The sequence below is a fragment of the Algoriphagus sp. genome (assembly GCF_013373065.1).
In the GTDB taxonomy this organism is placed as follows: Bacteria; Bacteroidota; Bacteroidia; order Cytophagales; family Cyclobacteriaceae; genus Algoriphagus.
This window is the reverse complement of record NZ_JABXIN010000017.1, coordinates 1-15353: the sequence shown is the minus strand read 5'-3', so window position 1 is coordinate 15353 and position 15353 is coordinate 1. Positions and strand designations below refer to the sequence as shown.

At 42.1% G+C, this 15353-nt stretch carries 13 protein-coding genes and 1 tRNA gene; all 14 read right to left on the bottom strand.

Annotated elements, in window-relative coordinates; genetic code table 11:
* Positions 1-1391 (bottom strand): elongation factor G (fusA, locus tag HWE15_RS12470; protein ID WP_290507871.1); only part of this gene is annotated, 1391 nt, incomplete at its 3' end.
* Between the two features lie 6 nt (positions 1392-1397).
* Positions 1398-1865, bottom strand: coding sequence for a 30S ribosomal protein S7 (gene rpsG / locus HWE15_RS12465; protein ID WP_290507870.1), 468 nt, complete (start codon positions 1863-1865; stop codon positions 1398-1400).
* A 20-nt stretch (positions 1866-1885) separates the two neighbouring features.
* The gene (gene rpsL / locus HWE15_RS12460; RefSeq protein ID WP_009034221.1) at positions 1886-2275 is read right to left on the bottom strand and encodes a 30S ribosomal protein S12; all 390 of its coding nucleotides are present in this window, start codon (positions 2273-2275) and stop codon (positions 1886-1888) included.
* A gap of 97 nt (positions 2276-2372) precedes the next feature.
* Positions 2373-2696, bottom strand: a complete 324-nt coding sequence (locus HWE15_RS12455) for a DUF3467 domain-containing protein (RefSeq protein ID WP_290507869.1) — start codon at positions 2694-2696, stop codon at positions 2373-2375.
* 64 nt (positions 2697-2760) lie between these two features.
* Positions 2761-7071, bottom strand: a complete 4311-nt coding sequence (gene rpoC, locus HWE15_RS12450) for a DNA-directed RNA polymerase subunit beta' (protein WP_290507868.1) — start codon at positions 7069-7071, stop codon at positions 2761-2763.
* 49 nt (positions 7072-7120) lie between these two features.
* Complete coding sequence (gene rpoB / locus HWE15_RS12445) at positions 7121-10996, bottom strand: DNA-directed RNA polymerase subunit beta (protein ID WP_290507867.1); 3876 nt, start codon at positions 10994-10996, stop codon at positions 7121-7123.
* A gap of 154 nt (positions 10997-11150) precedes the next feature.
* Positions 11151-11534: a 50S ribosomal protein L7/L12 gene (gene rplL, locus HWE15_RS12440; protein WP_290507866.1), complete on the bottom strand. Its 384-nt coding sequence runs from the start codon at positions 11532-11534 to the stop codon at positions 11151-11153.
* Positions 11535-11578: 44 nt separating this feature from the next.
* The gene (rplJ, locus tag HWE15_RS12435) at positions 11579-12118 is read right to left on the bottom strand and encodes a 50S ribosomal protein L10 (protein WP_290507865.1); all 540 of its coding nucleotides are present in this window, start codon (positions 12116-12118) and stop codon (positions 11579-11581) included.
* A gap of 2 nt (positions 12119-12120) precedes the next feature.
* Positions 12121-12819, bottom strand: coding sequence for a 50S ribosomal protein L1 (rplA, locus tag HWE15_RS12430; protein WP_290507864.1), 699 nt, complete (start codon positions 12817-12819; stop codon positions 12121-12123).
* 10 nt (positions 12820-12829) lie between these two features.
* On the bottom strand, positions 12830-13273 hold the full coding sequence (gene rplK / locus HWE15_RS12425; protein WP_024284757.1) for a 50S ribosomal protein L11: 444 nt from the start codon (positions 13271-13273) through the stop codon (positions 12830-12832).
* Between the two features lie 3 nt (positions 13274-13276).
* Positions 13277-13834, bottom strand: coding sequence for a transcription termination/antitermination protein NusG (gene nusG / locus HWE15_RS12420; protein ID WP_290507863.1), 558 nt, complete (start codon positions 13832-13834; stop codon positions 13277-13279).
* Positions 13835-13852: 18 nt separating this feature from the next.
* A complete protein-coding gene (secE, locus tag HWE15_RS12415) occupies positions 13853-14041 on the bottom strand; it encodes a preprotein translocase subunit SecE (protein ID WP_206570947.1) in 189 nt (62 codons plus the stop codon).
* Between the two features lie 17 nt (positions 14042-14058).
* Positions 14059-14129: transfer RNA gene (locus HWE15_RS12410), tRNA-Trp, on the bottom strand.
* Positions 14130-14240: 111 nt separating this feature from the next.
* The coding region (gene tuf / locus HWE15_RS12405) for an elongation factor Tu (RefSeq protein ID WP_290507862.1) at positions 14241-15353 on the bottom strand (1113 nt) is incomplete at its 5' end.

Below are 15353 nucleotides of genomic sequence, written 5' to 3'. Positions count from 1 at the left end.
ATGTCTAGGTGAAGCTCACCCATACCTCTCAAAATAGTCTGACCAGTTTCGTGGTCTGTATTTACTTGAAGGGTAGGATCTTCTTCTACCAATTTGGCGATTGCCATACCTAATTTATCAACGTCAGCTTGGGTCTTCGGTTCAATCGCATATCCAATAACTGGTTCTGGGAATACCATTGATTCCAAAACTACTTTACGCTTCTCGTCGCAAAGGGTATCACCAGTCTTGATATCTTTAAAGCCTACAACCGCACCAATATCTCCAGCCATTAGGCGCTCAATTTGGTTTTGCTTATTCGCATGCATTTGGAATACTCGGGAGATACGCTCCTTGTTTCCAGAACGGCTATTGAACACATAAGAACCTGACTCCAATTTCCCAGAGTACGCTCTTACGAAGCAAAGTCTACCCACAAATGGGTCAGTTGCAATCTTAAATGCCAAACCAGCAAATGGTTCGTTCTCATCTGGTGCAATTCGAACTTCTTTTTCCTCGTCATCCAAATCATGACCAATGATGTCGTCCTTATCCAATGGAGAAGGCAATAATTCCATCACCAAGTCAAGCATGGTTTGAACACCTTTATTTTTGAAAGATGATCCACAAACCATCGGCACAATCTTCATGTCGATAGTTGCTTTTCTCAAAGCAGTAAGAATTTCTTCTTCTGTGATAGAGTCTGGATCATCAAAGAATTTTTCCATCAAAGACTCGTCGTATTCAGCAACAGCTTCCAACAAGTGCTCTCTCCATTCAGCTGCTTCTTCCTTCAAATCTTCAGGAATATCAACAACTTCATAGGTCATACCCATATCTTCCTCATTCCAGATAATCCCACGGTTGTTGATCAAGTCAACGACTCCACGGAATTTATCTTCAGCACCGATAGGAATTTGCAAAGGAACAGCATAGCTACCTAGCATATCTTTCACTTGCTTACATACATCAAGGAAGTTAGCACCTGCACGGTCCATTTTGTTCACGAATCCGATTCGGGCAACTTTATAGTTATCTGCAAGTCTCCAGTTAGTTTCAGATTGAGGTTCTACCCCATCTACAGCACTGAAAAGGAAAACCAAGCCATCAAGTACTCGAAGGGAACGGTTTACTTCTACAGTAAAGTCAACGTGTCCCGGAGTATCGATAATGTTGATTTGATATTTCTTATCACGGTAGTTCCAGAATACGGTAGTAGCAGCAGAAGTAATGGTAATACCCCTTTCCTGCTCTTGAGCCATCCAGTCCATGGTAGCAGCACCGTCGTGCACCTCACCGATTTTGTGAGAAACTCCGGAATAAAAAAGAATACGCTCTGTGGTAGTTGTTTTACCGGCATCAATGTGAGCAGCGATACCGATATTCCTAGTATATCTTAAATCTCTTGCCATCCTTAATTAAAATCTAAAGTGTGAGAATGCTTTGTTGGCTTCGGCCATTCTGTGCGTATCATCTTTTTTCTTGACAGCAGCACCTTCGCCTTTGGATGCAGCGATGATTTCGCCTGCTAATCTATCCATCATAGTTTTCTCACCTCTTTTTCGAGCATAGGTGATCAACCACTTGATTCCTAGGGAGATTTTTCTTTCTGGTCGGACTTCCATAGGAACCTGGAATGTAGCACCACCAACTCTACGACTCTTCACCTCAACGGATGGAGAAATATTGTTTAGCGCTTTTTTCCAAACTTCAAGACCATTCTCACCTACTTTTGCCTCCACTTTCTCGACTGCGTCGTAGAAAATGTTGTAAGCAATACTCTTCTTCCCGTCGATCATCAGACAGTTTACAAACTTGGTCACCAAAGTATCATTGAACTTTGGATCGGGAAGAATATATCTCTTCTTTGGTTTCGCTTTTCTCATTTTTTCTTTCTAATTACTAATTACTTTTTGGCTGCTGCAGCCTTAGGTCTTTTCGCACCATACTTGGATCGACCTTGTTTTCTGTCTTTCACACCTGCGGTATCAAGTGCACCTCGGATGATGTGGTATCTTACACCTGGAAGGTCTTTCACACGACCACCTCTGATCAATACGATAGAGTGCTCTTGCAAATTGTGTCCTTCACCCGGAATGTAAGCGTTCACTTCTTTACCGTTTGTCAATCTTACCCTTGCCACCTTTCTCATCGCCGAGTTAGGTTTTTTAGGGGTAGTAGTGTACACCCTGGTACAAACCCCTCTTCGCTGTGGACATGCATCCAAAGCTCTTGATTTTGATTTGGTTTCCAGCGTTGTTCTACCTTTTCTTACTAACTGTTGTATAGTAGGCATTAACTGATAATATTTAGTTTTCTGTAAACTGTTGAATTTTGGACTGCAAAGGTAAAGAAAGTAATAAGACTAACAAAATTAAGCAGTTATATTTTTGTTAGGCTTCACCCGGAGTTCCGAAGCTAATTGGAAACCTTGGAGACTCATCACTTGGGTTGATTTTACCAAAAGCAGCTTCGTATTTTTCAATATTATCCTTCAAAGCAGCCAATAGACGTCTGGCATGATCTGGGGTTACAATAATTCGGGATTTAACTTTTGCTTTCGGTACACCCGGCATAAGTCGAATAAAGTCAATCACAAACTCTGAATTAGAGTGTGCAATCATAGCCAAATTACAATAGGTTCCTTCTGCTACTTCTTCAGATAATTCTACATTAATCTGTTGGTCTGGTCTTTTTTGTCCTTTGTCGTCATTCATGATTTTTGGGATTAAAAAAGGCCTGTACGGATATACAGGCCTATTTCTATTAAAGTCAATTATATTACAGAATCGCTTCGCTAGACTTCTGGGAAGTAATCTCCATGTTTTCGGAAAGCTTCTCGTATTCCTCCTTCGAGCCAACGATCATCTTTTGGAATTTTCGTTGTCCTGTACCTGCAGGAATCAAGTGTCCAACAATTACGTTTTCTTTCAATCCTAGCAATTCATCACGCTTACCTCGAATGGAAGCTTCTGAAAGCACCTTGGTTGTTTCCTGGAAGGAAGCAGCAGAAATAAAGCTTTCAGTTCCCAAAGAGGCTGCTGTGATACCTTGAAGGGTAGGCTTGGATACGGCAGTTTCAGCATCCCGAACCTGAACCAATTTAAGATCCTTTCGCTTCAAGCTGGAATTTTCATCTCGTAGCCTTCTTGCAGAAATAATCATACCTGGTTTCAAGGTAGTAGAATCACCTGCATCCATGACAACCTTTTTGTCTAGGATCATATCATTTTCCTCACGGAATGCCCACTTATCTACAGTCTGACCTTGCAAGAAGCTAGTATCACCTGCATCCAAGATCTCAACTTTTTGCATCATTTGAGATACAATCACCTCAATATGCTTGTCGTTGATTTTCACACCTTGAAGTCGGTAAACTTCCTGAATCTCATTTACCAAATACTCCTGCACTGCTGTAGGACCTTTGATTGCCAAGATGTCATTTGGAGTGATTGCTCCATCGGAAAGTGGCTCACCAGCACGGATGAAGTCATTTTCTTGTACCAAGATGTGCTTGGATAGAGAAACCATGTATTTCTTAATAACTCCATCTTTGGATTCGATGATAATCTCACGATTACCTCGCTTGATTCCACCGTAAGTAACCACACCATCAATTTCAGAAACGACTGCAGGGTTAGATGGATTTCGAGCTTCGAACAATTCCGTAACTCGTGGAAGACCACCGGTGATGTCTCGAGTTTTACCAACAGATCGAGGAATTTTCACCAAAATCTGTCCAGCTTTCACTTTATCACCCAAGTCTACTGCCAAGTGAGCTCCTACAGGAATATTGTAACCTTTGCTATCCTCACCATAGTTCACGACAATAGCTGGGTTCTTCGTTCTGTCTTTTGTTTCGATGATTACTTTTTCACGGAATCCAGTCTGATCATCAGCTACCTCTTTGTAAGTGATACCTTCAACAATAGACTCAAAATCTATAGTACCATCAAATTCGGAAAGAATAACGGCATTGTATGGATCCCAAGTACAAAGCGAATCGCCCTTAGCCACTTTCTGACCATCCTTCACATTAAGGATAGCTCCATAAGGAACGTGGTTAGATACTAAGGTCTTACCGTTCTTGGCGTCATTGATTCTGATTTCTCCAGATCGACCCATTACAACAGTAACTGGTTCGCCATCTTTATTGGTAGTTTCCAAGAATCTCAATTCTTCATCGAATTCTACGACACCTTCAAACTTAGCATTGATACTTGCATCAACCGCCATGTTAGAAGCAGTACCACCTACGTGGAATGTACGAAGTGTCAACTGCGTACCAGGTTCACCGATAGACTGTGCTGCAATAACACCAACAGATTCTCCAGCCTGAACCATTTTACCAGTAGCAAGATTTCGTCCATAACACTTGGAACATACGCCTCGACGAGTTTCACAAGTCAGGACAGAACGGATTTCAACCTCTTCGACAGAAGACTCATCCACTCGGACAGCAATCTCATCATCGATTTCAACTCCAGCCGGAATGATCAATTCATCTGTCACTGGGTCGTATACATCATGTACAGATACTCGGCCCAGGATTCTTTCAGAAAGTGGCTCAACAATATCTTCATTGTCTTTCAACGCTTGTACCACAAGTCCTCTCAAAGTTCCACAATCATCTTCAGTGACGATCATATCTTGCGCTACGTCTACCAATCGACGAGTCAAGTAACCCGCATCGGCAGTTTTCAAAGCTGTATCTGCAAGACCTTTACGTGCACCGTGTGTAGAGATGAAGTACTCGAGAACGTCCAATCCTTCCTTAAAGTTGGAAAGAATCGGGTTTTCGATAATTTCACCCACAGAACCTTGTAAGTTTTTCTGAGGCTTAGCCATCAGACCTCGCATACCTCCCAACTGACGAATTTGCTCTCTAGATCCCCGAGCACCTGAGTGCATCATCATGTAGATCGCATTGAATCCTTGCTTATCATCCTCCATTTTCTTCATAAGGATGTTAGTCAAGTGAGAGTTGGTACGAGTCCAAATATCAATTACCTGATTATATCGTTCGTTGTCAGTAATCAAACCCATCAAGTAGTTATTCCAAACCACATCCACTTCTTCCTTGGCCTTTGCAATCATCGGATCTTTTTCATCCGGAATAATTACGTCGTTAAGACCCATTGAAAGACCACCTCGGTAAGCCATTTGGAATCCAAGATGCTTGATGTCGTCCAAGAATTGAGCTGTTCGAGCAACTCCACAAACTTTCACAACTTTGGCGATAATTTGCTGAAGTTTTTTCTTCGTAAGAAGCTCGTTTACGTACCCTACTTCTTCTGGAACAAACTGATTGAAGATCAATCGACCCGCTACAGTGTCAACCAATTCTTCCTTCAATTCACCTTCAGGTGTACGAACAGTAACTTTACACTTAATGTGTGCGTGCTGAGAAATTTGTCCCTCATTCAGAGCAATAATTACTTCTTCCTGTCCATAGAAGGTCATGCCTTCACCTAGAACCGGTTCCTCTGGAGTGGACTTTTTACCCTTTGTTACATAGTAAAGTCCCAATACCATGTCCTGAGAAGGTACTGTAATAGGAGCTCCGTTCGCAGGGTTCAAGATATTGTGAGAAGAAAGCATCAATGTAGAAGCTTCCAAAATAGCCTCATGACCTAGTGGAACGTGAACCGCCATTTGGTCACCATCAAAGTCAGCGTTGAACGCAGTACATACCAATGGATGAAGCTGGATTGCTTTTCCTTCAATCAATTTTGGCTGGAATGCCTGGATACCCAATCTGTGAAGCGTTGGGGCACGGTTGAGAAGAACTGGATGTCCTTTCAACACATTTTCCAAAATATCCCAAACCACAGGATCTTTACGATCCACAATTTTCTTAGCAGACTTAACTGTCTTAACAATACCTCTTTCGATCAGCTTTCTGATGATAAAAGGTTTGAAAAGTTCAGCTGCCATATTTTTAGGAAGACCACACTCGTGAAGCTTCAATTCAGGACCAACAACGATCACAGATCGTCCGGAGTAATCCACACGCTTACCGAGCAAGTTTTGACGGAATCGACCTTGCTTTCCTTTCAACATATCGGAAAGGGATTTCAAGGCACGGTTTCCATCAGATCTTACCGCATTTACTTTTCTTGAGTTATCGAATAGAGAATCTACCGCCTCCTGAAGCATACGCTTTTCATTTCTCAAAATCACCTCAGGTGCTTTTATATCGATCAATCGCTTCAAACGGTTGTTTCGAATGATTACTCTTCGATAAAGATCATTCAAATCAGATGTTGCAAATCGACCTCCATCCAAAGGAACCAATGGTCTCAATTCCGGTGGAATAACAGGTACCATTCGCACGATCATCCATTCTGGACGGTTTTCGATTCGGGTACGTGCATCACGGAACGCCTCAACTACCTTCAATCGCTTCAATGCCTCTGCTTTTCGCTGCTGAGAGGTATCAGTTGCTGCTTGGTGACGCAAAGAGTAGGAAAGATCATCCAAATCCAATCGGGCCAAAAGCATTTCCAATGCTTCTGCTCCCATTTTCGCGATGAATTTGTTTGGATCATCATCATCCAAAAGATGGTTCTCTTTTGGAAGCTTGTCCATGATATCCAAGTACTCATCTTCAGTCAAGAAGTCAAGGTACTGAATACCATCTTCCTCTTTAACACCAGCTTGGATAACTACATATCGTTCGTAGTAAACGATTTGATCAAGCTTCTTGGTAGGAAGACCTAATAGGTATCCGATTTTATTCGGAAGGGATTTAAAATACCAAATATGGGCAACAGGAACCACCAATTCGATGTGTCCCATTCGCTCACGACGTACTTTCTTCTCGGTCACTTCCACGCCACAACGGTCGCAGATAATGCCTTTGTATCTGATGCGCTTGTATTTACCACAATGACATTCCCAGTCTTTAACCGGACCAAAAATCCGCTCACAGAACAAGCCCCCCATTTCAGGCTTATAAGTTCTATAGTTGATGGTTTCTGGCTGGGTCACTTCACCATTTGAACTATCCAGAATAGATTCCGGGCTAGCCAAACTGATGGTGACTCTCGAAAAGTCATTGTTGAGTTTTTTGTTTTTTCTGAACGCCATAATTTTTGAAAGATATGTGAAGGGCGGTTTCCCGCCCAAATGAGCCTAATTAGTCTAAGGTGATTTCAAGTGCCAAGCCTCTCAATTCATGAACCAATACATTGAATGATTCAGGGATATTCGGTTTTGGCAAGTTTTCACCCTTGACAATCGCTTCGTAAGCTTTTGCACGGCCAATCACGTCATCGGATTTCACCGTCAAAATCTCTTGCAACACGTGGGATGCACCAAATGCTTCCAGCGCCCAAACTTCCATTTCTCCGAATCGCTGTCCACCAAATTGAGCTTTACCACCCAATGGCTGCTGCGTAATCAAAGAGTAAGGACCAATGGATCGAGCGTGCATTTTATCATCTACCAAGTGACCTAGCTTCAACATGTAGGCAATACCTACCGTTACTGGCTGATCAAACTTCGCACCTGACAAACCATCATAAAGGTAGGTGCGTCCGTATGGAGGCAATCCTGCTTCTTCCAATTCTTTGGCTACGTCTTCCATAGAAGCTCCATCAAAGATTGGAGTTGCATATTTCTTACCCAGTTTTTGTCCAGCCCAAGCCAATACTGTTTCGAAAATCTGTCCGATGTTCATTCGGGAAGGTACACCCAACGGGTTCAATACAATATCCATTGGCGTTCCGTCTTCCAAGAATGGCATATCCTCATCTCGGACAATTTTTGCCACGATACCTTTGTTACCGTGACGACCGGCCATCTTGTCACCCACTTTTAGCTTTCGCTTCTTGGCGATGTAAACTTTTGCAAGTTTTACGATACCTGCTGGCAACTCATCTCCTACTTCTAAAGTGAATCGCTCACGCTTGAACTGACCGCTGATTTCATTTCGTGCATTGGTGTAGTTTTTCACCAATTTCACGATCATTTCATTTGTGTATGCATCATCAGTCCAATCATCCAAAATAATGTCTGAAATAAGGTTAGCTTCTTCAGGAACATTGTAATTGGATTCATCTCTGTAAGGGTTCTTTGCAGGGAACAAATTGTTATCAATGTTCTTTTGATTGAACTTCATTCCCTTACTGATGATTTCATCACCAAACTTGTGCTTCACGCCTTGGGAAGTTTTGCCATCCAGCAGTTTCACCAATTTGTCGATCATTCTAGCTCTAATCGCCAACAGATCTTTGGAGTATTTAGCTTTCAGCTTTTCAACTTCCGCCTTTGCCTTCGCACGGTTGTCTTTATCTTTCTTAGGTCTTGAGAATAGCTTTGTCTCGATAACCACTCCATTCAAAGATGGAGAAGCTTTCAAGGAAGCATCCTTCACATCACCTGCTTTATCACCGAAAATTGCTCGAAGAAGTTTTTCTTCTGGAGTTGGATCAGTTTCACCTTTTGGAGTGATTTTACCAATGATAATATCTCCTTCTTTTACTTCAGCTCCCACGGTAATAATACCGTTCTCGTCAAGATGCTTAACAGCTTCTTCAGAAACGTTAGGAATTTCAGAAGTCAATTCTTCTTCACCACGCTTAGTATCTCTAACTTCAAGTTGGAATTCCTCCACATGAATGGATGTAAAGATATCTTCACGAACAACTCGCTCAGAGATTACAATCGCATCCTCGAAGTTATATCCTTGCCAAGGCATGTAAGCCACTCGAAGGTTTTTACCCAAACCAAGCTCACCATTGTTAGTAGAATAACCTTCCACCAATACCTGACCTTTTTCGATACGATCTCCTTTGAGAACTAGTGGAGTCAGGTTAATCGTAGTATCTTGGTTAGTTCTTCTAAACTTGATCAGCTCATAGGTCTTGTACTCGTCGGTGAAGTTTACAAGAAGCTCATCATCAGAAAGGTCATATTTGATTCGAATTCTATTCGCATCAACATAATCAACTACGCCATCCGCTTCTGCAATAATCAAGGCTCTTGAATCACGAGCAGCTTTTCCTTCCAAACCGGTACCTACGATAGGAGCTTCGGCTTTGATCAAAGGAACTGCTTGACGCTGCATGTTAGAACCCATCAATGCACGGTTTGCATCGTCATGCTCCAAGAAAGGAATCAAGGAAGCAGCAACAGATACAATCTGGTTTGGAGCTACGTCCATGTAGCTAATTTCGGATGGTTCCAATACAGGGAAATCACCCTCATATCTTGCCTTTACACGATCATTAACAAATGAACCTTTATCATCCAAAGGAGCATTTGCCTGAGCGATGTTATGATTATCTTCTTCTTCTGCAGTCAAGAAAACGATATCCTCTGGCTTCATTCCTACTTTTCCTTCTTTCACCTTTCGGTATGGAGTTTCCAAGAAGCCCATGGAGTTCACTTTCGCATGAACGCAAAGGGAAGAAATCAATCCAATATTTGGACCTTCTGGAGTTTCGATAGTACAAAGACGACCATAGTGTGTATAGTGAACGTCTCGAACTTCAAAACCAGCTCGTTCTCTGGAAAGACCACCAGGACCCAAAGCAGAAAGTCTTCGCTTGTGCGTCAACTCAGCCAGTGGATTGGTTTGATCCATAAACTGAGAAAGTTGGTTGGTACCAAAGAAGGAATTAATGACAGAAGAAAGTGTACGAGCATTGATCAAGTCTACCGGCTTGAAATCTTCATTATCTCGTACGTTCATCCGCTCACGGATAGTTCTTGCCATACGAGCAAGACCTACTCCGAATTGGCTATATAGCTGCTCTCCCACGGTACGAACTCTTCTATTGGAAAGGTGATCGATATCATCGACTACAGCTTTTGAGTTAATCAAACCGATCAAGTATTTCACGATGGAAATAATATCTTCCTTCGTCAATACAATTTTGTCAGAGTCGATTTCAAGACCCAACTTTTTGTTAATTCTATATCGTCCAACCTCTCCCAAGTCATAACGCTTGTCAGAAAAGAACAGAGAATGAATCACCTCACGAGCAGTAGCCTCATCAGGTGCTTCAGTATTACGAAGTTGACGGTAAATTACTTCAACCGCTTCTTTTTCAGAGTTGGAATTATCTTTTTGTAAGGTATTATAGATGATGGAATAATCAGCGATATTCACATCTTCTCTATGAAGGATAATACTCTTTGATCCAGAATCAAGGATCATTTCAATATCCTCGTCGGTCAATACAGTATCCCGCTCCAACAAAACCTCATTTCGATCAATGGATACTACTTCACCTGTATCCTCATCCACGAAATCTTCTACCCAAGTTCTCAAAACACGAGCAGCAAGCTTTCTGCCAGCCGCTTTTTTAAGGGCAGTTTTGGTCGCAGACACTTCTTCAGAAAGACCAAACAAGTCCAAAATATCCTTATCGGAACCATATCCAATTGCACGAAGCAAAGTAGTTACAGGGAATTTCTTTTTTCGGTCGATATAAGCATACATGACATTGTTGATGTCAGTTGCGAATTCGATCCAAGAACCTTTGAAAGGAATAATTCTGGCAGAATAAAGCTTGGTACCATTGGTATGCTTACTCTGTGCGAAAAATACTCCTGGGGATCTGTGCAATTGAGACACGATAACACGCTCGGCTCCATTGATCACAAATGATCCTTTCTCGGTCATATAAGGAAGGTTTCCTAAGAATACTTCCTGCTCAATTGTTTCAAAATCCTCATTATCCTCATCGTGACAAAGCAATCGAAGCTTTGCTTTCAAAGGAACAGAATAGGTCAACCCTCTTTCAATACATTCCTCGACGCTGTATTTAGGGGGATCCACTGCATAGTCAATGAATTCCAAGGTGAAATTTTCCCGAGAGTCAGAGATGGGGAAATTTTCTGAAAAGACCTTGAATAATCCGTCAGCTCTTCTCTTTTCAGCAGGCGTATCCAGCTGGAAAAAGTCCTTAAAGGACTGTAGCTGGATATCGAGAAAATCCGGATAGTCTTTGACCACCTTTATGGAGGAGAAACTTTTCCTTTCGGTTTGATTCTTGATAGCCAAGGTAGTGTGTGTTTTGGTGAAATTAATTAACGGAATACGACAATTGCCGCTTAAAATAATGCAATTTTTAACCTGTGCATAAACAGGAAAAGACCTGACTTTAATAGTCAGGTCTTAGGGCTAAACCTAAACCAGTGGTTTTTGGTTCGCCAAATTATTTGATCTCTACTTCAGCACCAGCTTCTTCAAGAGACTTTTTCAAAGCCTCAGCTTCGTCTTTAGCGATACCTTCTTTCAATGCTTTAGGAGCGGCGTCAACCAATTCCTTTGCATCTTTCAATCCTAGACCAGTCAATTCTTTTACAAGCTTAACTACAGCTAGTTTCTGACCACCAGCAGCTTTCAAGATAACGTCAAAAGAAGTCTTCTCTTCTTCTGCAGCGCCACCTTCAGCACCACCAGCAGCAGGTCCAGCAACAGCTACTGCAGCTGCAGCAGGCTCGATACCATACTGATCCTTAAGGATATCTGTCAATTCTTTAACCTCTTTTACAGTCAAGTTTACCAACTGATCTGCAAGTTGTGTAAGATCTGCCATTTTATTTAAAGTTTAATTTTTTCGTTGATAAATGATTTAATTGATTATTGTTCGCCTCGCTCTTCCAAAGCCTTCAACACACCAGTAAGGTTGTTTTGTCCACTTTGAAGTGCAGAGATTAGGTTCATAGCAGGAGATTGTAGCAAACCAATAAGGTCTCCAATCAATTCTTGCTTAGACTTAAGTTTGGACAGCATTTCAAGGTTTTCTTCTCCTACGAATACATCCGCATCGATAGAAGCACCTTTAAATACTGGACGGGTTTCTTTTTTCCCATTTTTCTTTCTGAAATCCAGCAATACTTTTGCTGGCAGATTACTAGTCTCTTTGGAGAAAATTATTCCGGAGAATCCTTTCAAAGCGCCATCCAACTGAGAGAAATCTGCATCGAGATTTTCCAATGCTTTTTTGATCAAGGTGTTTTTGTACACTTTGTACTCCACTCCTCTTTCAAAGCATGTTCGTCGGAAAGCATTTACCTCAGCTACAGAAAATCCCGCAGCATCTGTGATGTAGAAGAAAGGGTTTTCTCTGAATTTCTCGGTAAGACTTTCGATTACTTCTTTTTTCTCTTCTCTAGTCATGATTATATACCTTGAAAACTACCCTTATCTACCTTGATGCCTGGAGACATCGTGCTTGATAGATGAATACTCTTGAAATAAGTTCCTTTTGATGAAGCAGGCTTCAACTTGGAGATTGTTTGGATTAGTTCGTTTACGTTTTCCTGAATTTTTTCAGGTGCAAATGAAACCTTTCCAACGCTTGCATGAATGATTCCAAACTTATCAACTTTGAAGTCAATCTTACCAGCTTTAACCTCTTTGACAGCTTTACCAACTTCCAAAGTAACCGTACCTGCTTTAGGGTTTGGCATTAGGCCTCTTGGACCCAATACTCTACCTAGTCTACCTACCTTAGCCATAACGTTAGGCATAGTGATGATGACATCGATGTCAGTCCATCCACCTTCGATTTTGGCAATGTAGTCGTCCAATCCAACGTAGTCTGCACCCGCTTCTTTGGCTTCTTCTTCTTTGTCTGGAGTACAAAGCACCAATACTTTGGTGTCTTTTCCTGTACCATGTGGAAGAGCAACCACACCACGCACCATTTGATCAGCTTTACGTGGATCAACGCCAAGACGTACGTCCACATCTACTGAAGCATCAAACTTTACGTTTGTGATTTCTTTCACGAGACTAGAAGCCGCCTCAAGGGAGTACACTTGGCTTGGGTCGTATTTAGAAAGAGCTTCTTTTTGCTTTTTTGTTAACTTAGCCATAGTTGTTTATTTATTCTTCCCAAGGGGCTTTACCAGATACCGTGATACCCATACTACGTGCAGTACCAGCTACCATTCGCATGGCAGACTCCACTTTAAAGGCATTCAAGTCAGGCATCTTTACCTCCGCGATTTCCTTTACCTGATCCCAGGTAACAGAGCCCACTTTTTTACGGTTAGGCTCTGCAGATCCGCCTTTGATTTTAGCCGCTTCCAAAAGCAGATTAGCTGCTGGAGGAGTTTTTACGACGAAATCGAAAGACTTATCCGAGTAGATTGTAATCAAAACAGGACACGTTTGACCCATTTTATCTTGGGTACGTGCATTGAATTGCTTACAAAACTCCATAATGTTCAGACCCTTGGAACCAAGAGCCGGACCAACTGGAGGCGACGGGTTTGCCTGGCCACCTTTCACTTGCAGTTTTAAATAACCAGTGATTTCCTTAGCCATTGCTTAGTCTTGTTTTTCTACTTGTATAAAGTTTAATTCAACAGGAGTATTTCGACCAAAGATTTTGACCATTACGTTCAATTTCTTCTTGTCATCAAATATCTCCTCAATCGTCCCGGTAAATCCACTGAAGGGTCCATCCATTACTTTTACGGACTCTCCTACTATAAATGGTGTATCCAGCTTCTCGGCAAACTCATCAATCTCCTCAACCTTTCCTAAGATACGGTTGACTTCTGACTGGCGTAATGGTTCAGGGGTTTTGGAAGCTCCCCCCTGGTTTGATCCAAGAAATCCGATAACTCCCGGAATGCTCGTTATTACGTGATTGGCTTCACCGTGGGAAAGATCAGCATTGACTAAAACGTAGCCCGGAAAGAAATTTCTTTCTCGAACACGCTTTTTGCCATTGCGCATCTCATATACTTTCTCAGATGGAATTAGCACCTCAGGAATATATTCCTCCAACTTTTGTCTGAAAATTTCATTATCCAGATAAGTCTTAGTCTTTTTTTCCTGTCCTGCTACTACTCTGAGTACGTACCACTTATGTTCGGCCATGCTGTAATTTCAATTCAATTAGAATAAATCATAAAACCATGTCATGATGTTTTCGAATCCTAAATCAACTGCTCCGATAAACAAAGCAAAGATCAAAGAAGCTACCAACACCAGCACCGCTGAGTTTTGAAGAAATGAGAATTTAGGCCAAGTGACCTTATTTTTCATTTCGTCGTAGGATTCGAGGACAAAGTTTTTCAGATTCATATGTATTAGCTTACTAGCACGGGCAGAGAGATTCGAACTCCCATCAACGGTTTTGGAGACCGCTATTCTGCCATTGAACTATGCCCGTGTGTTTGATCGCTCTCCAAACGGGAACGCAAAATTAGATATAAGTGCCTTAAGAAACAAATGCGATCCCGAAAAACTTCAGGATCGCATTGTGTATTAATTATATCGGATATTAATCCAAGATCTCAGTTACCTGACCGGCACCAACTGTACGACCACCTTCACGGATCGCAAATCGGAGACCCTTCTCCAATGCAACTGAGTTCAACAAGTTCACTTCGATAGTTACGTTATCACCTGGCATAACCATTTCAACGTTCTCAGGAAGCTTGATCTCACCAGTTACGTCTGTGGTTCTCAAGTAGAACTGAGGACGATACTTGTTAAAAAACGGAGTGTGACGTCCACCCTCTTCTTTGGAAAGAACGTAAACTTCAGCTTTGAAGTGAGCGTGAGGAGTAACAGACCCTGGCTTACAGATAATCATACCACGCTTGATCTGAGACTTTTCAATACCTCTCAACAATAAACCTACGTTGTCACCTGCTTCACCTCTATCTAGGATCTTACGGAACATCTCTACCCCAGTTACGGTAGACTTCAATCCCTCAGCTCCCATACCAATGATATCTACAGGATCACCACTGTTAACAACACCTCTTTCAATACGTCCGGTAGCTACAGTACCACGACCAGTGATAGAGAATACGTCTTCTACTGGCATCAAGAAATCTTTGTCGATTAGACGCTCAGGAAGTGGAATGTAGTTATCAACTGCATCCATCAATTCGATTACAGTTTTTACCCACTTCTCTTCACCGTTCAATGCACCAAGTGCAGAACCTTTAATAACAGGAATGTTGTCACCGTCAAATTCGTAGAAAGAAAGCAGTTCTCTAACTTCCATTTCAACTAGCTCAAGAAGTTCCTCGTCGTCAACCATGTCGACTTTGTTCAAGAATACAACTAGAGCAGGTACACCTACCTGACGAGCAAGAAGGATGTGCTCACGAGTCTGTGGCATTGGACCGTCGGTCGCACCACATACAAGGATAGCGCCGTCCATCTGTGCAGCACCAGTGATCATGTTCTTAACGTAGTCAGCGTGCCCTGGGCAGTCAACGTGTGCGTAGTGACGAATGTTCGAGTCATACTCAACGTGTGACGTCGCGATCGTGATACCACGCTCACGCTCTTCAGGTGCGTTGTCGATACCGTCAAACGCAACTGCCGTACCACCAAATACTTCTGCACAAACGCGAGTCAATGCAGCTGTAAGGGTAGT